The organism is Geomicrobium sp. JSM 1781026 (assembly GCF_041949955.1).
Classification (GTDB): Bacteria; Bacillota; Bacilli; order Bacillales; family Marinococcaceae; genus Geomicrobium_A.
The window spans coordinates 67,500-88,481 of the sequence record NZ_JBHFQF010000002.1; the positions used below are offsets into that span (position 1 = coordinate 67,500).

23 protein-coding genes are annotated in these 20,982 nt (G+C 47.6%); 8 read left to right on the forward strand and 15 right to left on the reverse strand.

All coding sequences use genetic code 11. From position 1 onward, the window contains the following. Positions 1–11 precede the first annotated feature (11 nt). Positions 12–1,169, reverse strand: coding sequence for a M20 metallopeptidase family protein (locus ACE1TF_RS03260; RefSeq protein WP_375014205.1), 1,158 nt, complete (start codon positions 1,167–1,169; stop codon positions 12–14). Between the two features lie 128 nt (positions 1,170–1,297). Here ACE1TF_RS03260 and ACE1TF_RS03265 point away from each other — a divergent pair, with 128 nt between their 5' ends. Further along, on the forward strand, positions 1,298–2,035 hold the full coding sequence (locus ACE1TF_RS03265) for an IclR family transcriptional regulator (protein ID WP_042403488.1): 738 nt from the start codon (positions 1,298–1,300) through the stop codon (positions 2,033–2,035). 48 nt (positions 2,036–2,083) lie between these two features. Here the strand turns inward: ACE1TF_RS03265 and ACE1TF_RS03270 are convergent, their stop codons facing one another. From ACE1TF_RS03270 to ACE1TF_RS03280, 3 genes are all read right to left on the reverse strand, one after another. Further along, positions 2,084–2,740, reverse strand: a complete 657-nt coding sequence (locus ACE1TF_RS03270) for a CatA-like O-acetyltransferase (RefSeq protein ID WP_375014207.1) — start codon at positions 2,738–2,740, stop codon at positions 2,084–2,086. A 71-nt stretch (positions 2,741–2,811) separates the two neighbouring features. Further along, positions 2,812–3,528: a hypothetical protein gene (locus ACE1TF_RS03275; protein ID WP_375014209.1), complete on the reverse strand. Its 717-nt coding sequence runs from the start codon at positions 3,526–3,528 to the stop codon at positions 2,812–2,814. 131 nt (positions 3,529–3,659) lie between these two features. After that, positions 3,660–4,343 (reverse strand): alpha/beta fold hydrolase, encoded by a 684-nt coding sequence (locus tag ACE1TF_RS03280; protein ID WP_375014212.1) that lies wholly within the window; start codon positions 4,341–4,343, stop codon positions 3,660–3,662. 116 nt (positions 4,344–4,459) lie between these two features. Between ACE1TF_RS03280 and ACE1TF_RS03285 the strand changes: the two genes are divergently transcribed. Further along, positions 4,460–4,666, forward strand: a complete 207-nt coding sequence (locus ACE1TF_RS03285; protein WP_375014214.1) for a hypothetical protein — start codon at positions 4,460–4,462, stop codon at positions 4,664–4,666. Here ACE1TF_RS03285 and ACE1TF_RS03290 read toward each other — a convergent pair. The 5 genes from ACE1TF_RS03290 to ACE1TF_RS03310 are packed head-to-tail and all read right to left on the reverse strand — an operon-like array spanning position 4,642 to position 6,618. Then, the gene (locus ACE1TF_RS03290) at positions 4,642–5,154 is read right to left on the reverse strand and encodes a hypothetical protein (RefSeq protein ID WP_375014216.1); all 513 of its coding nucleotides are present in this window, start codon (positions 5,152–5,154) and stop codon (positions 4,642–4,644) included. The two genes, ACE1TF_RS03285 and ACE1TF_RS03290, sit on opposite strands and share 25 nt — an antisense overlap. 20 nt (positions 5,155–5,174) lie before the next feature. Then, positions 5,175–5,486 (reverse strand): TIGR04104 family putative zinc finger protein, encoded by a 312-nt coding sequence (locus ACE1TF_RS03295; RefSeq protein WP_375014218.1) that lies wholly within the window; start codon positions 5,484–5,486, stop codon positions 5,175–5,177. Positions 5,487–5,501: 15 nt separating this feature from the next. Further along, positions 5,502–5,801 carry a hypothetical protein gene (locus ACE1TF_RS03300; RefSeq protein WP_375014220.1) on the reverse strand — a complete coding sequence of 100 codons (300 nt, stop codon included), beginning with the start codon at positions 5,799–5,801 and terminating at the stop codon, positions 5,502–5,504. 11 nt (positions 5,802–5,812) lie between these two features. Further along, complete coding sequence (locus ACE1TF_RS03305) at positions 5,813–6,316, reverse strand: GNAT family N-acetyltransferase (protein ID WP_375014222.1); 504 nt, start codon at positions 6,314–6,316, stop codon at positions 5,813–5,815. A gap of 5 nt (positions 6,317–6,321) precedes the next feature. After that, entirely contained in the window at positions 6,322–6,618 is a 297-nt protein-coding gene (locus ACE1TF_RS03310; protein WP_375014224.1) for a hypothetical protein, read from the reverse strand. A 252-nt stretch (positions 6,619–6,870) separates the two neighbouring features. Between ACE1TF_RS03310 and ACE1TF_RS03315 the strand changes: the two genes are divergently transcribed. Further along, positions 6,871–7,278 (forward strand): hypothetical protein, encoded by a 408-nt coding sequence (locus ACE1TF_RS03315; RefSeq protein ID WP_375014226.1) that lies wholly within the window; start codon positions 6,871–6,873, stop codon positions 7,276–7,278. Between the two features lie 322 nt (positions 7,279–7,600). Here ACE1TF_RS03315 and ACE1TF_RS03320 read toward each other — a convergent pair whose 3' ends face one another. From ACE1TF_RS03320 to nadB, 4 genes are all read right to left on the reverse strand, one after another. Continuing rightward, complete coding sequence (locus ACE1TF_RS03320; protein ID WP_375014228.1) at positions 7,601–8,812, reverse strand: DUF418 domain-containing protein; 1,212 nt, start codon at positions 8,810–8,812, stop codon at positions 7,601–7,603. Between the two features lie 96 nt (positions 8,813–8,908). After that, positions 8,909–10,003 (reverse strand): quinolinate synthase NadA, encoded by a 1,095-nt coding sequence (gene nadA, locus ACE1TF_RS03325; protein WP_375014230.1) that lies wholly within the window; start codon positions 10,001–10,003, stop codon positions 8,909–8,911. Further along, a complete protein-coding gene (gene nadC, locus ACE1TF_RS03330; protein ID WP_375014232.1) occupies positions 10,000–10,842 on the reverse strand; it encodes a carboxylating nicotinate-nucleotide diphosphorylase in 843 nt (280 codons plus the stop codon). The genes nadA and nadC overlap by 4 nt, the downstream gene beginning before the upstream one ends. Further along, on the reverse strand, positions 10,796–12,274 hold the full coding sequence (gene nadB, locus ACE1TF_RS03335; protein ID WP_375014234.1) for an L-aspartate oxidase: 1,479 nt from the start codon (positions 12,272–12,274) through the stop codon (positions 10,796–10,798). Before nadB ends, nadC begins: the two co-directional genes overlap by 47 nt. Positions 12,275–12,350: 76 nt before the next feature. Between nadB and ACE1TF_RS03340 the strand changes: the two genes are divergently transcribed. Together ACE1TF_RS03340 and ACE1TF_RS03345 are read left to right on the forward strand one after the other, a co-directional pair. Continuing rightward, positions 12,351–13,478, forward strand: coding sequence for a cysteine desulfurase family protein (locus ACE1TF_RS03340; protein ID WP_375014236.1), 1,128 nt, complete (start codon positions 12,351–12,353; stop codon positions 13,476–13,478). Next, positions 13,450–13,980, forward strand: coding sequence for a transcription repressor NadR (locus tag ACE1TF_RS03345; RefSeq protein ID WP_375014238.1), 531 nt, complete (start codon positions 13,450–13,452; stop codon positions 13,978–13,980). The genes ACE1TF_RS03340 and ACE1TF_RS03345 overlap by 29 nt, the downstream gene beginning before the upstream one ends. A 1-nt stretch (position 13,981) precedes the next feature. Here ACE1TF_RS03345 and ACE1TF_RS03350 read toward each other — a convergent pair whose 3' ends face one another. After that, positions 13,982–15,406: a 4-hydroxyphenylacetate 3-hydroxylase family protein gene (locus ACE1TF_RS03350; protein WP_375014240.1), complete on the reverse strand. Its 1,425-nt coding sequence runs from the start codon at positions 15,404–15,406 to the stop codon at positions 13,982–13,984. Between the two features lie 69 nt (positions 15,407–15,475). Here ACE1TF_RS03350 and ACE1TF_RS03355 point away from each other — a divergent pair, with 69 nt between their 5' ends. The 3 genes from ACE1TF_RS03355 (at position 15,476) to ACE1TF_RS03365 (ending at position 19,583) form a co-directional block, all read left to right on the forward strand. Continuing rightward, entirely contained in the window at positions 15,476–15,937 is a 462-nt protein-coding gene (locus ACE1TF_RS03355) for a GNAT family N-acetyltransferase (RefSeq protein WP_375014242.1), read from the forward strand. A 71-nt stretch (positions 15,938–16,008) separates the two neighbouring features. Continuing rightward, complete coding sequence (gene glpX / locus ACE1TF_RS03360) at positions 16,009–16,983, forward strand: class II fructose-bisphosphatase (protein ID WP_375014244.1); 975 nt, start codon at positions 16,009–16,011, stop codon at positions 16,981–16,983. Between the two features lie 1,049 nt (positions 16,984–18,032). Then, positions 18,033–19,583 (forward strand): PTS sugar transporter, encoded by a 1,551-nt coding sequence (locus ACE1TF_RS03365; protein WP_375014246.1) that lies wholly within the window; start codon positions 18,033–18,035, stop codon positions 19,581–19,583. On the opposite strand, the gene ACE1TF_RS03370 is transcribed toward ACE1TF_RS03365, so the two are convergent. Further along, positions 19,584–20,876 (reverse strand): hypothetical protein, encoded by a 1,293-nt coding sequence (locus ACE1TF_RS03370; RefSeq protein WP_375014248.1) that lies wholly within the window; start codon positions 20,874–20,876, stop codon positions 19,584–19,586. Between the last annotated feature and the right edge of the window lie 106 nt (positions 20,877–20,982).

Below are 20,982 nucleotides of genomic sequence, written 5' to 3' on the forward strand. Positions count from 1 at the left end.
TCGTGTCCCCCTTAGGATTGATTAAATCGCAGAACAATTTGTATGAAAGATTCAATGGCGTCTTTCATTACCCTCTCATCAATGTCGAATTTCGGATGATGGTGACCGTAGGCGCTCTTCTCTCCGCCCATTCCGATGAGAAAGTAGGATCCTTTCGCGACTTCAAGATAGTGAGAGAAATCTTCGCTACCCATCATCGGTGTCATTTCTGTGATTCGCTCTTTGGAAAATGTCTCCCCGAGGATCTTCTCCAATTCATCGGTCATCCCGGAATCATTCACTACAGCCGGTGCGCCCCATCCAATCTGAACCGTACTTGTCCCATCAAAAGACGTACAGATGCCTTCGACAACGGTTTTCATTCGATCTGCGACACGCGTGCGTGTGTCTTCGGAAAATGTTCGAAACGTCCCGCCAATCGTAACTGTGGATGGAATCACATTGTACGCTTGCCCTGCGGCTAAATGGCCAATGGAAATGACGGACGGTTCCTGGGGGTCCATTTGTCGACTAGGTATGGCTTGTAACGCCTGAATCACATGGCTTGCGATATAAGTAGGGTCTACCGCTTCGTGAGGCATTGAGCCGTGTCCGCCTTTTCCGTGTATCGTAATCGTAAAATCGTCGGCAGTCGACATGAGCGGGCCATGAGCAATGCCGATTTTTCCTTTTTCTAACGGCTGGTACAGATGAAGGCCAAAGACGGCGTCAACCCCCTCCATAACGCCTTGTTCAACGAGAATTCGGGCACCGCTCGGTAAATCCTCTTCCGAAGATTGAAAAATGAAGAGGAGGTTGTGACACACACGATCACGGTTTTCTGACAACCATTTCGCCGCGGCGAGCAAGACGGCTGTATGGCCATCGTGACCGCACATGTGCGAAACACCCTCAACGGTCGACATATAGCTCTTCTCTCCCTCTTCTTGAATGGGAAGAGCATCAATGTCTGCGCGTAATGCAATCGTTTGTTCCCCAACCGTCCCTTTCAGTCGAGCGACGACGCCGGGTTCTTTATAATCAAGGATTTCAAGGTCTAACGCTTTTAACTGTTCTTTTAAGTAGGTGGTCGTTTCATATTCATCTCCGGAAATCTCGGGATGTTGATGTAAGTACCGACGTTTTTGGATTGCCCAATGCTCTAAATGTTCTGAAACAAATGTTGTCATCTATAGTCGTCCTCCTTATTTTGTGTTATTATTCCGTATATCGGAAACAGATTTCTTTATTAGGAAATATATGCGCTTGATTTTAAAGAAAATTGTCGGAAATGTCAACAAAACTGGAGGGTGTTTGGATGCAAACGATTGACCGCGCGATGAAGGTCGCGCACAGATTATCATCTGCAGATACAAAAAAGTGGATGTCGATTTCTGACCTTGCGAGTGCGTGTGAGTTGCCAATCAGCTCGATGCACCGCTTACTCGCATCGATGACGCTTCACGGGCTCGTCGTCCAAGATGAGGTGACGAAGCATTATGCGCTCGGCAACAAATGGTTGGAGTACGGTTTACAACTGTACGATACGATGGATGTGGTCTCGTATGTCCGTCCTGAGCTTGAGCGACTCATGCAAGTGACTGAAGAAAGTGTTTATTTTAGCCAACCTGCTGGCGCGGAGGCGCTTATTATTGAAAGAATTGATTGCCCAAGCAATTCGATCCGCATTCATGATCAACTCGGAATTCGTATTCCGTTGAACATTGGTGCAGCGAATAAAACGATGCTTGCGTACATGTCAGATGAGAAAACGAATCGTTTCGTGGAGCAGCTCGTGGAGGAGGGTGAGCGGGCGCTTTTTTGTGAACAGTTGGCGCTCATTAAAGCACAAGGGTATGCGGTAAGCCACGGTGAGCGAACGGCGGGGACGACATCTTTTGCGGCACCGATCGTAACGGCTGCAACGGGGTTGGTCGGAGCGATTAGTATTGGGATTGTTAGCTTTCAATTGACGAAAGAACGGGAACGGTTTCTCATTCATCACGTTCAACAAACAGCAAAAACAATATCGAGTAAAATTGGAGGGCGCGTGTAGTGCGAAAAAGCGCAAAGGAGCCAGGGGATAGTCCCCTGGCTCCACTGTTTAATAATTGCTCAGCCAATCTTGAGCGGTGTTGGCCGCATGTTGAAGGTCAGTGAAAAACGTCGCGGCATGATAGCCATCCGCAACCCCGTGATGCACGTGCAGCGAAACGGGCATGAACAGTTGGTGCTCGCGTTCTTCGTATCGTCCTGCCGTTACAATCGGGGCGAGATAATTTCCGGCGTTTCCAACGTGAAGTTGGAACGATGAGTAGGTTACCCACGGAATCATCGATAGAGGAAATACGTTTTCCGGGATCGGTGTTTTCGGGAACATGACTCCTTTTTTGCTGTGCGCGTACACGTCTTGGACATAGGCTTCGTGAAACGAAGGGAATGACCGAGCGCGCCGCCTTGTCCAGATGTTAGAAAACGAATGCTCTCGCTCATCAAACACTGTATATATCGGTTCGACCGTGTCCCAATACCCAAGCTCTCCATCTTGCATTGTCATACGAAATGCTTGCTGCTCGTTTATTGCCTTCGTTACCGCGTAAATGAACGCAGGATAAAACGGAAAGCCATATTGTTTCGCTGCTCCTCGTAGCGTTTGTACATTCACATCTACCGTCATGCTAAAGGATGTTTGTTGCTTTGTGTAATGATTGAAGTACTCTTTTCTATGCCACTGTTCCATATTAATGGGATGGAATTTCATTCAGAACGCCTCCTAAAAAATTTGTGTTCTATATTTTGTTAGGAGGCTGATTTCTCTGCTTTTTTCATCATTCACCTCGGTTTGAGCAGCGTTATTTTTCGCTTGCCGTGTTTGAGTGCTTTCACACGTTCGTAGTCTGGGTGATCGGTCTGTTGCTTCTTGTCACTGATCAACGCTACTACAGATTGGTCGGAATCTAACGTTTCATATACGTTTTGGAGCATCTGGTGAAGGGGCTCGTCCTCTGCGGTTTGCCAGTCGACCGTATGGCCATACGGAAGATCAGCAATGACGATGTTCACACCAGCTACAATCGGTGCGGACGTTGTAATATCATGGGCGAATGCTTGAAGGGAATGAAACGGCCCCGCCTTTTGCTGGAGTTTTTCCAGTCGTTCTATACTTTCCAAAGCTTCACGGTGAGCGCTCTTCTGAAACTCATCGAAAAATGCTTTCAGTTGCTGTTTTCGGTCCTCAAGGCCTTCACGTGTGAGCAGAGACAAGTTTGATTCAGCGATTGGAACGACAGACGTGTTCACATCTGAGCCAACGATTGTCGTTATCGATCGGCCGTGCAAAAACCCCGCTGCCATCAACATGTGCGCTCCTCCGCAACAAGGATCATAGATGGTAAGCTCAGTTTTTTTGCCAATCAAGGCTCGGCAACGAAATAAAACCTCGCTCGTCAGACGTACAGGAAACGCTGTCGTCCCAGGTGCATTGCGCAGCACACGACCACTCGCAAAATCGCGATAATCGCCTGCTTCAGTTTCATATAAAAATTGCATACTACCCCTCGTTTACATGATGTGTTCTCTCTATTATAAACCGCACCGTCTTGATTTAGTAGGGGCAGGCAACCTGTCTGTTAGAAACGACGGCCACATTCAAAAAAACACGATCCGGGGATCGTGTGTGCTTACGATAAAAACGTCTTCAAGTGTGCTACAAAAGCTGCCGGGTTTTTCGCATGGACGTGGTGCCCGGCCTCTTCCACGGTCACCATCTCACAATTAGGCATTTGCTCAGCTGTGTCGTGCAGTTGGCTCGTGGCAACGTGACTCGTCTCGCCACCTCCGATGATGAGCGCGGGCATGGTTAGTTGGTTTAAATCTCCCCACCACTCGGGGTCTGGCTCGTTTAATTGCTGAAGAATTTGCGGGATAACGTGCCAATCAAACGGGAGCGGCTCATCAGGCGGGCTCGTCGGAATGTTCATCGGTTTGCTAGGCTTCGTCGGGACGGGCGTATCCTCTATCACTAATCGCTCAACCATATGAGGATGTTGTTGTGCGAACAAGTACGCGACCGTTCCGCCCATCGAATGGCCAATAAGAATGAACCGTTCGAGTTTCAAATGACTGACGAAAGCAAACACATCGGCCTGCATCTGCTCAAAAGAGTACTCGTCCGCATGTGAACTTTCTCCATGGCCGCGTTGATCTAGAGCGATGACGTAAAATTGATCGCTTACCGCTGCCGCAACACCGTCCCATGACGAGGCGTTTTGACCGAGTGCATGAAGCAAAACAACAGGTGGGGCGGATGGATCGCCGGCTGTACGGTAATGAAAAGTCTGTTCATTAATGAGAATCGTTGGCACAGAAATCACTCCTTATTTAAAGAATACATTCCCGTCTGGATGCCCGAATTCCTGCCGGGCACTTTCTGGAGCTATGGACATTACGTGAACATCTTCTCCTATGTTACGATGAGGATATGAAAATACTACGAAAAGTGCCAAGATTTGTATATGTTATTTTGCTCTGGGTTATCGTCCTCGTTCAACTCAGTCTTACATCTGTCGTTTTGTTTTCCGAAGGACGTGCGGGGAGTGGGGAACTTACAAAAATCATGATGGTCTTGCTCGTGCTGGCAATGATTGTCGGCGTGTTGGCCGGTCACAAAACGACACGCTCCCCGTGAAAAAAGCCACGGAGTAGCTGAGCCGGTACAGGGAAAAAGCAGAGGTACTCTGGGTTAGGGTAAGGTTGGTTGCGGATGTAGGTTTCTAACGGTGTTCGGCTTTGCCAATACGCTTTCATTAACGTTTCTTTCGGTGGGAGGTCATCGGTGAACATGCGAGGGCGATATTCATCACTGCCGATCGTCATTTCTTCTTCAATGTATCCGAACAGGTGAGTGACGATTTCCCGGTTGAATACATATACGTTGTCGGTCTCAAGTGGAAATTGTAGATATTGTGCAAAGTTGTAAGGGCGTGGATAAACGGCGAAAGATTTATGGAAATCCATCCACTCATCTGAGCTGCCTCGTTGTAACTCTTGAATGATCTCTGGGTAAAGGTTGCCGCCGCCTCTTGACGCCCACCCAGACATCGTGCTGCGAGACGAACCGCGGCGAAGGTCGTCGGTCAACACTTCGTCTTCTCGATACATATGATAGAAAAGCATCGGTTCACCTCTCCAACTTGTTATGAGAAACCATCAATCAAATACTCTTTTTCTTTTCGATAATGAAGAAGAAACGGTTGAATGAAAAAATGATTAAGTATGACGAAGACGACGATAAAAATAACCGAGTAATAAAACGGGTCATCAAAAAAAGGTCGCCAAGAAACGGGAAGTAAAAAGATCGGTACGTAAGGAAAAAACATTCGCCATTGTCCTTTTGACGAAAGGAAATTCTCTTCACTGCACAAGTCGCAAACGAGTCGGTCATACTTGCCGATACATTGTCGCCAACGAAATGTATTCGTACAGTTCCAACATGTAGGTAATCGCAAAACCTTTCCCTCCTTTCATGCAGACGTCTCTTTCTGAGTAGACCATTCGAACAGCAAATATCCAAAGAAGAAGCCGAAACCACTACCTAGCGTAAGAATGGTTCCCATTGAAGCCGGAAGGAACATACCGAGTAATATCCCCACACTCGTGCCAATCAGCATTCCAAAAGGCATAAACACGGCGCGCTGGTTGTCTGCATGAGTAAAGCCCTCTTCTTTTGCTTTTTTCGCGAGGCGTTTGATGACGAACACGACGAGAATGGCTACGATCAGTAGCGGCAAGACCGTCATGATAATGCCGAGTAATGTTTCCAAAGCAATCCCTCCTATGCGAACACCATTAAGTGATCAGAGTCTAAGTTAGGTTGATGACAGAGCCCAAGACGCTCCGCTAGCCGGATCGACGGTTTGTTAACAGGCTGTATACGAGCGACGACGGGAATGTGCGGGACGTGTTTTTTACCGAGGTCCAAAGCGGTTTCCGCCATTTCTTGTGCATATCCACGGCCCCATACGTGAGGGGAAAAGCGGTAATAAAGGTTTAAGATGGGTGACCCTTGCCAGTTTTCTTTGCGAATGCCCCCGAAACCAATAATCTCAGAAGTAAAAGATTCGACAACTGCCCAATACCCGAACCCCGATTCATGCCAGTTGTTTCGCCAAGTGTGTAAGGTTTCTTGTGCTTCTTGTTCGTTCGTGACCGGGATTTTCACTCGAAATTGGTTCGCTTCAGGGTGTCCTTCAATCGCGAGAACCGAGGCAACATCGTCTAGTTGTGGCATTCTCAACATTAAGTGCTCTGTGTTCACGTGTATAAACGATTCGTTCAATCCGTTCACCTCTTTGATTTGACTAGAAAAAATATTCCGGCAATGATCATGAAGACTAGACCCGCGGGAATGAAAATAAAGAGATTAATGATGCCCATAATAATGACGGTTTCCATCCAACTTGCAAAGTGATTCATCGCCTGAACAATCCGAATCGGAACGAGCATGGCGACGATCACAATCGTTAGAAAACCAACTGCGACATACAATCCACGAGCGGGCTTCGCCCGCCAATACACGGACAACAAAATCGCAATGCCAAGCAGCAAATACGGAAACAAAAGCATGACCCAAAACAACATGATGGAGCCCTCCAACATTTGCGTATGTCAAGCCGGAAAGCGATAAACCATTCTACTGTTAGACTAACAGAAAAGGGCAGTGACCAAAAGCTGAAGTATCGGGGTATTGATATTTATTGCTTATTCCCCATGATCTGAGTTGCAAGTTTCAAAATATTGACGTTAAGTATGGATTTTGATAAGTTTTGAAATTAATTAACTAATAAGTTTCTAAGATGAATATATGTAGCCATTGATTTAGGGGGATTTACTATGATGCTCAAAGTATTTGCAGCAGTTGTGTCACCTATTGTTTTCTACTTCATACTATCTATATTAGATTGGGCAAAAGAAATGTTAATATATAATAGTTTACCAACATTGTCATTAGAAGCTTTTTTTATTGTGTATGTATTTTCACTTCCTGCCTTTCTCTTAATAGCATTGCCCATTTCAATAATTTTAGACCGCATTCCCTACGGCTTACGGTGGGTAAATTACATGTTATCCGGTTTAGTCGGGGGAGTTATAGTAGTCGTTTTTAATGTTTTAAGAGGTGTTGAAAATCTCGATATTTCTTTAGAATGGGTAGTTGGATATATGATAGCAGGAGGTGCTTTTTATTGTAGCCTTAGATTACTAGAAACGTTTGATGAGAGGCTTCAAGGTAACGATGTGTAATGTGGCGTTTATCTTTTTGAAGGTGGATCTTAATAAAGGCATGAGTAAGAAAACATCCTCTCTCTTTGCCATCTTATTATAGGTGTTTAGAGGGATTGCCGAATTATTAGCGATTATTCGAGATACATAGCTCTTAATAACCCTAGTCAAAAAAACGTTATTTACTTTTTGAATGAAAGATTTTTAGAGTTCATACTTACTATTAGAACCGATCTTTTAAAGGATATGTGATTTTCTAGCTTCACATAGCCGACACAGGAGAACGCACTTTCGCCACTCCGCCACCGAAAAAAACAAGGAGCTTGGCTCCTTGCTTCAAGTGTTATACGTTTTTATACGTCCATTTGCGCCAAAGCCATTCCATCGGTCCTTGATTGAATTTCTTCAAGTAGAGTGTACTTAGTACAATCTGGATGATAAATACGGAAACGGACAGGATGACGCCAGCAAAGCTGCCGACTTGGTTAAACAGGCCGAACCCATATCCGTGGAAAATGGTGACGAAAATGAGCGTCTGCATTAGGTAATTCGTCAATGCCATGCGCCCGACTGAAGCGATCGGCTGCAGCATTTTTTGTCGTGATTCTTTCGTTAGCAGCAGTACGAGTGCAGAAAGGTAAAACAGCATTAAAATCGGCCCGGTGAATGTACGTATGCTAAAAGCTAAACTGTACGCAACGCCTCCAGGTATAGGCGTGAAGTCATGCAGGAGCGCTGTCGTTAAGATCGAGAATAAAAAGCCAATCCAAGCGCTATGGATGCAAATCTTTTTCCACGTGTTCAAATGGTCCGCAACGTTGTGGAACATTCCGGTCTTGCCCATGTACAAACCGATCAAAAAGAGTGGCAAAATGGACGGAATGACGACGAAAACATTTAATAATGTAATGATAGATTCAGGCAGGCGATGCAAAAGAATATCAAGATAACTTCCGTTTGCCATGACATCATTTGCTTGGGCATTCATCGCGGCCATTTCTTCAGTAAAATCGCCTCCAATCATGGAGCCGAGACTCATTAACCAGCTGTTAACACCCATCATTACCGCCAAAATAATGCTGTAGATGAAAAGGAGTAACGTTGCCCAAATTAAAATGGTTTTCGGTTGTCTGGAAATAAAGAAAAGCAATAGAAATCCAGTCACGCCGTACGTAAATAAAATGTCACCGTGCCAAAAGAAGAACAGGTGGACGATCCCTACGATAATTAGAAACGTAAGTCGCCGCGAGAATAAGCGATTTGCACGTAAGTTTTTCTCCGCTGCCCGTGAGTAGAATATGTAGAAGCCTAATCCAAACAAAAGCGAGAACATCGGATAAAATTTACCTTCGACAAAAAATGAAATAAATAGAGTACTCAGTGCGTTTAACGTGTCGTCTGGTAAAGGAAATCCTTCTATGAGAATGGTGAAATCCAGCTGGGCCAACGACTTGAAGTGCATCATGTTCGCAAGAACGATGCCCAAAATGGCAAACCCTCGCACAATATCAAGCGTGTGAATCCGTTCATTTGAAGAAATTCCTTGATGTTTCAAATAAAAACCCTCCTTATGTATCCATTATAAGGAGAGATGTCAGCATTTATCAAAATATTTTAATAAAAATTGTGTCTAAAATGTGTCTGAAAGGACTTACGCATTTTCAAGCATGCGCCTTAGAGCGATGCGGGCGCTGTCAGCAATATCTTCTGGAACCGAAATCTCAAATTGGTATACATCTTCACGTAACAGATCCAACGTCCATGCTAAATGTTCCAAGTCAATTCGGTTCATCGTCAAGCACGGGCACATGTTGCTGTTTAATGAAAAGACCCGTTTATCGGTGTGCTGTGCGGCTAGCCGTTTGACGAGATTCATTTCTGTGCCAATTGCCCAAGACGTTCCCGGCGCAGCGGTATGTAGACGTTCGATTATGTGATGGGTACTGCCTGCATAATCTGCTGCTTGCACAACCTCATACGTGCACTCGGGGTGGACGAGTACGTTCGTTTCCGGCTCAGTTTGCCGCAGTTCTTCAATTTGCCCGACCGTAAATTTCTCGTGCACCGAACAGTGCCCTTTCCAAAGAATGACTTGGATGTCTTCAACGCGAGCGCCGTCTGCGAGCTCCAACTCATGCGTAATTGGATTCCATACCGCCATATCGTGCAACGGGATGCCGAGATCTGCAGCTGTATTGCGACCGAGGTGCTGATCGGGAAGAAAGAGCAATCGTTGCTTTTGCGCGAGCGCCCACCGCACCATCTTGCCTGAATTGGAACTCGTCACACACGCGCCGCCGCGCTCGCCACAAAACGCTTTTATCGCGGCGGTGCTGTTCACGTACGTGAGTGGAAGAATCGTATCCCCAAATTGGTCCGTTAGCGTCTCCCACGCTCGCTCCGTTTGCGAAATGTTCGCCATGTCCGCCATCGAACAACCGGCATTCAAGTCAGGGAGCATCACACGTTGCTCGGTGTCAGTCAGAATATCAGCCGTCTCCGCCATAAAATGGACGCCGCAAAACACAATATACGGGCTCGTTCGGGTCTCGCAAACTTGCGCCAGCTGCAAAGAGTCACCCGTCACATCCGCAAACTGAATCACATCTTCACGTTGATAATGGTGCCCAGGAATGAACAGGTCGCTCCCGAACTCCCGTTTTGCTTCAACAATACGCGATATTTTTTCCTTATTACTCATCTCTCGATACTGTGCAGGTAACCTACGAATCGCTGTAAACGTCATACCGAACACTCCTTTCGTACGAGCATACTAAAATCAAGTGCTTGAACCGAATGCGTCAAAAAGCCAAGCGAAAGGTAATCAACCCCCGAACCCCGAAACGTCGCAATCGTCTCCATCGATATGCCTCCTGACGCTTCCGTTAAGATTCCCTTAGGAACAAGCGGAACGTAGCGAGCAATTTCAGCTGGCGTCGCATTATCAAACATAATCACATCCGCCCCCGCACGTACCGCCTCCTCGACCTCCGCGCCGCTCGTCGTCTCCACCTCAACCTTCACCATGTGACCCATCGCAGCCCGCGTCCGCTCCACCGCCAGTGAAATCGACCCACATGCCGCAATATGATTCTCCTTTAACATCACCGCATCATCCAAGCCGTAACGATGATTAAACCCGCCCCCCGCGCGTACCGCCGCCTTCTCCAACATACGAAGCCCCGGCGTCGTCTTCCGCGTATCACACACCCGAATCGACCGATCCCCGAGCGTGTCCACCGCAAAACGCGTCATCGACGCAATCCCACTCATTCGTTGCAATACATTCAGTGCAACCCGCTCTCCTGTCAAAAGGGGAGCAGCCGGACCACGCATCGACAAGACGTGGTCACCCTCGGTAACCGCATCCCCGTCACGATGGTGCGTTTTCATAGAAACAGACGGGTCTAGAAGCTGATAGATTCGCTCAAAAACGGCCAGTCCCGCAACAACCCCGCCCGCTTTGGCGACAACGTACGCCTCTGTTTTCTCATCTTGAAAAATGGATTCGCTCGTCAAGTCCCCGGTACCGATATCTTCAAGTAAGAAGCGGTGTAACTGTTCGTCGAGTAGCAGTTTGTTCATCGTTTTCCTCCTTCAATTGGAATGTGATTTGTTTGCCTTGCCATTTCGGGTCTGGATGGGGGTAGTCTGTCCGAATGTGTGCTCCGCGTGTCTCGTGTCGCAACTGTGCGGCGGTGGTGACGAGTTTCGCCACGGTGAAAAGGTGTTCGTCTTCGCTGCACGTTCTGTTTATCGCGGGCAATGATTCATAGCTTTCGAGATACGCTTGCATCTCGTTCAGGTCGTCTTGATTACGTTCGACACCGACCGATGCGCTCATTTTCTTTTGCAGTTCAGCGCGGTCGGGCAAACGGTGATGCACAGGCGGCGAAGAGGAGAACGATGAGCGTTTGCGCCATTCTTCGCCACTCGCGATATGTGCACTCGTCTTTTCAGCGAAAACGAGCGCTTCAAGTAATGAATTGCTCGCCAATCGGTTCGCGCCGTGAACCGATGTGCAAGCGACTTCTCCGATCGCATACAACCGTTCAATGTTCGTTTGCCCCCACGCATTCGTTTGCACGCCCCCGCACATAAAGTGAGCAGCTGGCGCAACAGGAAGCAGATCAACGGTTGGGTCGTATCCTGAGGTTAAGCAATTATGAGTAATGGACGGAAAACGTTTTGTGAAGTTCTTCACATGGCGTGCGTCAAGAAAGACAGGAGTGTCGGAACGATGAATGGCACGTGCGACAACATCTCGGCTGGCGAGATCGTCGCGGAGTATGCGTTCACCGTGGCGGTTCACGAGCACCGCTCCTTCACCCCGAACGGCCTCACTAATGAGTCCTCCACCGGCGGCTTCGAGCATCGTCGGGTGAAATTGAACGAATTCCAAATCGGCAACTGAAGCCCCTGCTCGATACGCGAGGGCGATGCCGTCACCGGTCGCAGTAGCTACGTTTGACGAGCGTGCGTATAGTTGACCGGCTCCTCCGGTAGCAAGGATCACAGCTTTTGGGTGGTCAAGTCGCCGTTTGGTCGTGTGTACAGCTGTAATTTGTCCCATTTCAGTTACAAGTTCAACGACGGTTTCATGTTCGTGTATGGTCACGCGATTTTTTACGTGTTGCAGTAGCGTAGTCGTGATTGCTTGACCGGTTTGATCTCCATTGGCGTATAGAATTCGCCGTTTGGAGTGGGCGCCTTCATGTCCAAGAGTCGGTGCAAACGGCACACCGAGCTTTTTGAGTGTTCGAGCAATTTTTGGTGCAAATCGGGTCATCATCTGAATGTATGTAGCGTTACCGTGATCATAGCCCGCTTGCATTGTGTCGGTCGCGTGAGTCAACGTGTCGTCGTTAGCGGCGACAGCTGCTGCCATCCCACCTTGTGCGCGAGTGGAGTTGCTCATTGTTGCCTGAGTTTTTGAAATGAGGACGACGTCTTCCGTTTCTGAAAGTTGTAAAGCCGCCATGAGTCCTGCAACTCCTGTCCCGATGATCACAATCATAATATTCACCAACTTTACAGTTGTCTTGTCACCTATATTTACATAAAATAAAAGAAAAAACAATGGGGAGATTGAGATGATTTATTTGGATTATAGTGCAACGACGCCAATGTCTGACACGTGCTTGCGTGTATACAATGATGTATCTCAAGCGGCGTTTGGCAATACGAACAGCGTTCATACGCGAGGGCTAGAAGCGACGGATGTATACCGAGTGGCCAATCAGCGGTTCGCTCACAGCTTAAACATTGAGGCTGACGGTGTACATTTTACCGGTTCAGGGTCGGAAGCCAATTTCTTGTCGATTGTCACGCTCGCAAAAGCGGCTCGCAAAAGAGGGAATCATATTCTTTCTGTAAAGACCGAGCATCCGTCTGTGTTGGACACGCTCGATTATTTGTCTGGGCAAGGATATGAAGTGACATTTGTGGACGTCGACGGTGAAGGAAACATTGACCCAGCACGAGTAGAGAAGGCGATCAGACGTGAAACGATTTTGGCGACATTTGCGGTTGCTTCAAGTGAGATTGGCACTGTGCAAAAGGTTGATGAGCTGAGCGAGTTGCTCCGGTCCCGTGATATACTGTTTCATAGTGATGCTGTCCAAGCTGTAGGACGCGTTCCCGTGAACTGGAACCTTTTCGATGCGATGAGCATGTCCGCACACAAGCTATACGCACCGAAAGGATTAGGGGTGGCGTACATCGCTCCCCACGTCCCGTGGCAACCGTTTTACAGTCGTTCGTCGTTTCGACCGGGAACCGTCGATGTTGCAGGAGTGGCAGCATTTGCGGTCGGGATGGAAGAAGCGATTCATCAGTTGCCGAAGGTCGAGCAGCTGGCGTTTTGGCGGGATGAAGTGATTGATCGTTTGACAACAAGTGGGCGCTTTTCCCTCGTTGGAGCGAGACAACGTTTGCCGTTTCATCTTGGGTTTCTCGTGGACGGCTGGAGCGGACAGCAGTTCATGCTCGAATGTGACCGTCAAGGCATACAAATCGCGGTCGGATCTGCTTGTCGGGCAGGGCAGACGAACACACCGGAATCTTTGCTTGCGATTGGGCTGAAACAACATGAGGCTGAACAGTTCATCCGCGTGACGTTCGGCGTCCCAACGACCCGAGCAGATGTTGAGAAAATGATCACTACTTTTGAACAAATAAGTGAGGAAAACAATGTCACAAAAAAAATTACGAGCAAGTGAGCGTCGGGAAGCGATCGTTCAATGGCTGAAAGAGGAAGGCGCACCCCTAAAGGGTGGTGAGCTTGCGGAGCGTGCAGGCGTCAGTCGTCAAGTGATTGTCCAAGACATGTCCATATTGCGGGCAAAGGAAGAACCTGTGCTCGCGACAGCGCACGGGTACATGTATATGGGTGACGGGCAAGCGAACAACGAACGGGAATGGATTGCGGTACGCCACGCGCCAGATGAAATGAAAGACGAATTGTATACGTTTGTCGATTACGGGTTAACCGTGAACACGGTCGTCATTGAACATGAAGTGTATGGTGAACTTTCTGGGCGCATCGATGTGTCCAACCGCCGTGATGTGGATGCGTTTTGTGAACGGGTAACAGACTCAGGAAGTGCGCTGCTCTCTCAGCTTACAGACGGTGTACATCTCCATCTCGTGGAAGCAAGCCGAAAAGAGCAGATCACCAATGCGAAAGCGGCGTTACGAGAAAAAGGCTTTCTCATCGAATGAATTATTTGAGCTTCTCTAGAAAGTTCCGCACACGTGAACTGTACGGTTCAAGATTATAGTCGAGGCAAAGCCCCGATTGAAGCCGGATCGGATCTCCGTAGAAATAACGCTCAAATTGCGTTTGTCTTGAACCGAAGTCACCCATCGTTAAATCTTTTGCAAGTCGAAATAAACGGATCCGATCTTTTGCCGATGCTTCGTAGCCACCCATAAATCGTTCAAGCAACGGAGCGATTTCCGAGTTAAAGTCTTTTTCGTTAGGTGTCGCAATAAAATTGCTTGCTCCGATGAGCTGGATTATTTCCACAAGTCTCCCGTACGTATTCTGATAATAGGAAACGGCCGTTTTCAGCGGAGCAGCCTTCGGAACCATCATGCCATAGGGGTTTATTTCTGCTTGCATTTCCGAAGAATATACAAAGCCGCGCATCGCTTCAAGCGCTGTAATAATTTCAGACACTTTCTGTTGAATATGTTGAAACTGACCAATTTTTAACGTATTGACCATTTCATTGGCAATGCCTAAAATCCACTCCGTTTTTACGATTTGCCGGTTGGACGCATGAAAGAGAAGCGCAGATTCAAGACCGGTGTCGAAGAAGAGACGCTTGGCGAGTTCTTCATTTTTATATAGAAATACACGCTCCCACGGAACGAACACTGAATCAAAAACGACGATCGCATCGCCTTCTTCAAATTGCGAAGAATACGGCTCGTCGAAGAGTGAATCTTTCGAATAAGACGGCCTCGCTAAAAAGGTCAATCCTTTTGTGTCAGAAGGAATGGAAAAAGCAAACAAGTAATCCTTCTCTAATCCTGCGGGCAGAACGATCACTTCATCGGTAATTCCGCCTTGAGTGGCAAGCAGTCGCGCTCCTTCAATCACAATGCCCGCGTCCGTCTCATCAACGACTTTTGCTGCAATTGGCTGCTCTTCTTCTTTTGAGAAAAAAGACGTTGATTTCTTAGCCTTTGGATTCACAAACGTATGTGTAAATGTTAGGTCTGCACGTTTCGCGTTTTCGTATAGTTGCTCAATCGCTTCACCGTATTGCTCGCCGGCAGTTGCAAAATAATCTTTCGCACAAGCAAGTGTTGTCACGATCGTATTCCCATACTCAGGAGAACGTCCGAGTAGGCCGGCATTTTCATTTGCCCATAGTTGCGTTGCCAATCGGCGTTTCGCCAAGCGTTCTCGGGTCGTCATCGGCTCCCAGGAGAAGTTCGATGACCCGTCATCCGCTTGTAAAATCGCTCGATATTCTGGTTTATGAACGAGGTCATACAAATTCGCTTTACTTTTAATGACGGATGTAAAGGCCGGGTGCTTTGTCACAGGCCCACGGATCTTTTCTCCATCAAGCCAAACGGTGCTGTTCATCGCAGCAATCCGTTCCATATATTCATTAGCGGTAACCATACCCATGTCAGTCGCCCTCCTCGGCATTACATTATGCAAACCGGTCCAGTCCGGGAACTGAAAGGAGTATAAAACATGCAAATTCGAAAAGCTGAACCCCTTGATACGGAGCGTCTTATCAAGATGCGCTGGGATTTTACAATTGAGGATCATCCCGAAAAAGAGCAAGCAGATGTACACGTGTACGAAAAGGAATGCCGCCGATTTCTTGAGGAGGCAATTGCGGGGGACCGTTGGCACATTTGGGTAGCTGAACGAGCAGGCGTTATTGTGAGTCACATTTATATCCAACTCGTCGATAAAGTTCCTCGTCCAGGAAGAGTTACTCGTCCTTTTGCGTATATGACGAATGTTTATACCGTTCCGTCTCACCGGGGAACGGGCATTGGCAGTCAATTGCTCGAACATATTCATCAGTGGGTAAAAGAACATGAGTATGAATTTATTCTCGTTTGGCCAAGTGAGGCAGGAGAGCCGTATTATAAGAAAAATGAATATACACGAGTGGAAGAACCGATGGAATACATTCCCGAATAAAAATGAGTTATACTAATTAAAAATATGATATACTTATTTTATTCGAATAATGTTTACTGGCGGAGGGACGTATGGATAGAGAACTAGCATTAGAAGTAACCCGTGTGACAGAAGGAGCTGCCTTGGCAGCAGCAAAATGGCTTGGACGTGGGGACAAGATCAAGGCAGACGGAGCAGCAACAAACGCCATGAGAGAAATTTTTGACTCGGTGAACATGAAAGGGCGCGTCGTCATCGGTGAAGGCGAAATGGACGAAGCACCTATGCTTTATATCGGTGAAGAACTAGGTACAGGCAATGGTCCAGAAGTCGACATCGCTGTTGACCCTATTGAAGGGACAACGATCGTTGCCAAAGGCTATACGAATGCGATGACCGTGCTAGCCATCGCAGACCGAGGGAAACTGCTACACGCACCGGACATGTACATGGAAAAACTAGCCGTCGGTCCAAATGCGGCCGGTAAAGTAAGCCTTAGCGATCCGATCGAGAAAACGATTGAAATCGTTGCCGAAGCAAGCAATAAAAAAGTTGAAGACGTCACGGTTATGGTGTTAGAACGCCCGCGTCATGAAGAGTTAATCGATCAGATTCGGAAAAAAGGCGCCCGTGTTAAAATGTTCTCAGACAATGACATTAGTGCATCAATTGCAACAGCACTTCCGGGCACTGGTGTTGACCTATTCGTAGGTATCGGCGGCGCCCCTGAAGGTGTCGTTGCCGCAGCCGGTCTCAAATGCCTCGGTGGTGAAATGCAAGGCCGACTCAAACCACAAAACGATGCAGAAATTGAGCGTTGTAAAGAGATGGGTATCAAAGACCCACACCGCATTCTCCAACTCGACGACCTCGTTGCCGGAGATGACGCGATTTTTTCAGCGACAGGCGTCACGTCAGGCACAATTCTCGGGGAAGCCAAGTTTCTCGGCGGAGGACTTGTCGAAACAGACTCCATCGTCATGCGCGCCAAAACGAAGACTGTTCGTTATATTAAAACCGTGCATAACCTCGAACACAAACCGTACATTATCCAAGACAACGATTAATCAATACCCGTGATCCCTAAAAACCGGATGTCCCGCTATGGGCATCCGGTTTTTACATGGGGCGGGGCAGAGGGTGGCGTCATGATCATTCCGTATTGCGATCTATATAAGTTGAACTAAAGAATTTCTTCACAAACTAATGGTAGACCACCCGTTAAATCCTAAAGTTCATCGACTTTGAGATCGATCTTAATCGTTTACAATAGACGTAGCAAGGATGGGTATCTACTGCTATTGACCTCCAAAGTGCTTGAATCGAGTTGAATCCCAATCTTGAGCAACCTCAGTTCAGCAACGTCGCCAATTCAATACCGTTGCTTGGAACGAAAGGCGGTGACGCCTGTAGAAGTTGGGCCGAGACGAGACCTCGCAGGTCGTTAGGAGGGTGCTGAAAAAATAATGTCTCATTTCCTAAGTTACTCGTTAACACGACACCGGGGCCCATCTATGTGGGGATTTCAACAACAGGGCGGGTTGCAATCGTTAAAATACCCACATAGAAGCGTCTATGTGGGTATAAAACCATTCAATGTGGGAATTTCTGTAGAAAATGGTTCCCCACATAAGAAAATCCCATCATAGCAAGTTCTATGTGGGATTTTCTATTTAGACCATGCGAAACGCTGTTATATGATTTTGAATTTCTCTTTTTCAGTGACCTCGTCGTTAGACCGAGGAGGCTCGTCCGGTCCTTGCGGCAAAGTAAACACGGTGGCAGGGGTTCGCCACCGATGTCGCCCTTGTGCTCTGGAGTACATAGAAAACACGGTGGTCGTACTTTGACCACCGATGTTGCACTTGTAGTCTGGACTACAAGCATCCGCCTGGAGTGGAAAGCAACAACAAGGTGTGCAATCAGGGAAATGTTAAGTTCATCCTATATAGATCGCCGATCTCCTAGAAACTGCCAAAGTCGATCAACCACCGTTATAGGATCCCAACCCTCTTCCGCCCTTTTTCAGAAAAATCCGCACCCATCGGCTCGATTCTTTGCTACAATATCATGGTAAAGGGATAAAGAGATAAAGCGCCAAGGAGATGGGGAGATTATGAAAAACGTTGCAATCATAGGTAGTAGCGGCGGAAACTTGTTCAATCATGGTGGGCAAGATGCGGAGAAGCTTTTACAGGAACTGCTCGTACAGTGTGAAGCTGCACATATGCAAGTGAATTACGTACAGTTTATTGGCGCAGATGCGAGCATGGACCGGGCAAAGCAGACGACAGGCGCAACGCTGTACGCGATGGTAGAAGGGGACATCCGACCAATCGAAACGGGGCATTTGCAACAAATAAACGAAGCGGTTGCCCAGTGGGATGCGAAATTGGCAGACCACATACATAGCGGAGACGTAGACGGTCTCATCGTCATGAGTGCTGATCCAAAGAACGCGAACCGAGCGGCCCTCCGCGCAGCTACCGATCGTCAAATTCCAATTGTCGGAACCGGTGGCACAGCGATGGCCGATATTCAGGCGAGTGGGGCGAACGTCATCGCAAGCTCTGGGACAACAGGAACGACAAATCGGACGAGAGCGATTTCATTCGTCGCTGCCTTAGCGAAACACGGAGGCGTCAAGTTCCGCCCGCAATTATCGAAAGATTTTAATAACAAAAATCAGAAAAACCCTCTAAAGAATATTAATATTAAAGGTATCATGATGACTTCTTTGCCAGCGTTCATTGCGATGGCACTCATTTTGGCGTTGAGCAAAGTCCCGGTCTTTTCTGGCCTCGCGGCGGTCTTTGATATCCTAATTGCGGCGCTGCCAGTCGTCATCGCCGTCGTTGCCGCCAAGCAAGTGTCGAATTTAGATGAAGTATCGATTGTGGCAGGGGTCATTGCCGGTACATTATCAATTGAAGGCGGCATTATCGGGGGAATGATCGGTGGGATTCTTGCTGGTATCTCTGTAAACGTATTGTTCATGCAAATGATTCGCTGGCGCTTTCCGATGACGACGGTGAATATCTTTGCTGGTGGTTTGGCTGGACTGGCTTCGGGGCTCATTGTCTTTTTCGTGCTAGGGCCGATTGCTTTGCAAGCCGGCGAGCTCGTGCGTTCAGGCATAGAAGGTGCAATTGCGTTCAATCCAATATTAGCCGGTACGCTTTCGGGCTTGCTCATCTGGCCAGCGATACTAGGCGGCGTGTACCATGCCGCCATCTTGCCGATCGTCTTATTTGAAATGGAAAGAACCGGCGCGAGCTTTTTGGGTGCTGTTGACCTTGTGTCACTCGTCATGGTTGCCGCAGGAATTAATCTCGCTCATGTGTTCTTCCCGAAGCAGCGAGGTCAAGCAGCGCTCGCTGCACCAGGAGTCACGATTAACCTTGGTTTCGGAACGTTCGTGGAATCGGCGTATCCGTTCATGTTTTCTAGCAAAGTCATCTTTGCTGGGGCGATTGTTTCGGCAGGGCTCGGCGGCATGATGGTCGGATTGTTCGATGTCCGAGGTACGGCTTACTTGCCGACCTTCATGGCGCCGTTTGCGTCTACAGATGCTTTCGGGTTAGTCGTCAGCATGCTGGTTGCGTTCGTATGCGCGTTTCTCGTGACCGTCGTAGCCAACCGCGTTCTCGGACGAGCCGCGCGATAATTATTCGAAAAGACGCTCTCGTACTCGATCCTTTCGCCATTCCTGTTGCTTTGCAAAAAATCGGACCCGGGCGACGATATTCTCTTCATTGTCGTGCTTCATCGTTTCAACATGGGCAGAGGCGGTGTTGAAATAATGGTAAATGGCGTGGGGAGCGTGAGCGGTGAGCAAAATCGCCAAGTCATAATGAACATGAAGAAGCCGATGATAATTCTCTTCATAAGGATTCATGACCGTGACCTGTAGCCCGTGCTCCTCCAACCGTGCCTTGTAACGATTCAGTCTCTTTGAACCGACGAGCAGCACGTGAAAACTTCCGATGTGTTGCCCCAGAGACCGGGGGCGCCGACCGGACGCTGTTTTCTTTTTTCGAGCCAACTTTTTCGTTTTTCGGACATTTAGATACAGCACTTGATTTACGTAAGCGATTTTGTTCCGAATCGTTGCGTTCACTGGCGTGCCATCGGTGACGTCTGTGTTGCTCACCGCTTGAAAGGCTTCGTTACTCAGTGTGATAAAAAACAAGCGCCCGTTCTTTTTCTCAATGTGACCGTAATGAGTATGCGGGTTGGGAGAACTGGGCGATACATTCGATACGTGTCGATGTTTTGATTTCTTCAGCTCTTCAGCGGTTTCTGCCAACCGTGCCAGTTGATTCTCCCCATTCGTGAACAATTGATCGATATTATGAGCATTCATTTCACGGCGCAGTTTTGAAACGAGTGACCCGGGCGTGTGTTTTACATCTTTCAACTCGTGTAATTCATGGATTTTGCGGTTGAGTTGCGCAATCTCCTTCTTCGCATTTGCAGAAAAAGTCGAAGGTTGGCTTTTCAACTGCCAGAGCGTTTCCTTTTGCCTTTGGTTATGCTGCTTTAGATCGCGAATTCGTTGCGATTGTTTTTGATGCAATTCCTTTATATGGTTCATATGAACGAGTTCAGTTCGTTGTGCCTCGAGTTGTGCTTGTAATGCGGATATGTGCTTTTCGGCGTGATGAAGTGTCTCTTTCGTTTCAGAATGCGATGCCCGTTCATCAGCCAATTGTACTGATTGTTCTGATATTTTTTGTTTGAAATGGTGTTGTTTTCGTTTTAATGAATCCCGTTCTGAGCGCAAGTCTTCATTTTTTTTACGCTCGCGTTTCAAATTGTTTTCGAGCTGTTTCATTTTTTTCGTTCGGTCTTTCGTTCGCTGCTCCGTTGCACGATTGACGTTGTTCATGTTAGAACGGGCAGCTACACGTTGCTCGTTTTTCTCACGGTACTTTTGGAGTAGTTCGGCTCTGTCCATGCTCACCCTCCTAGATAAAAGTCTTAGGTATAAGTATACCAGTCTCTAAAGACGTATGACAGGACAAGACAAAAAAATACATTGGGGATTTTATTTATCTGAATTA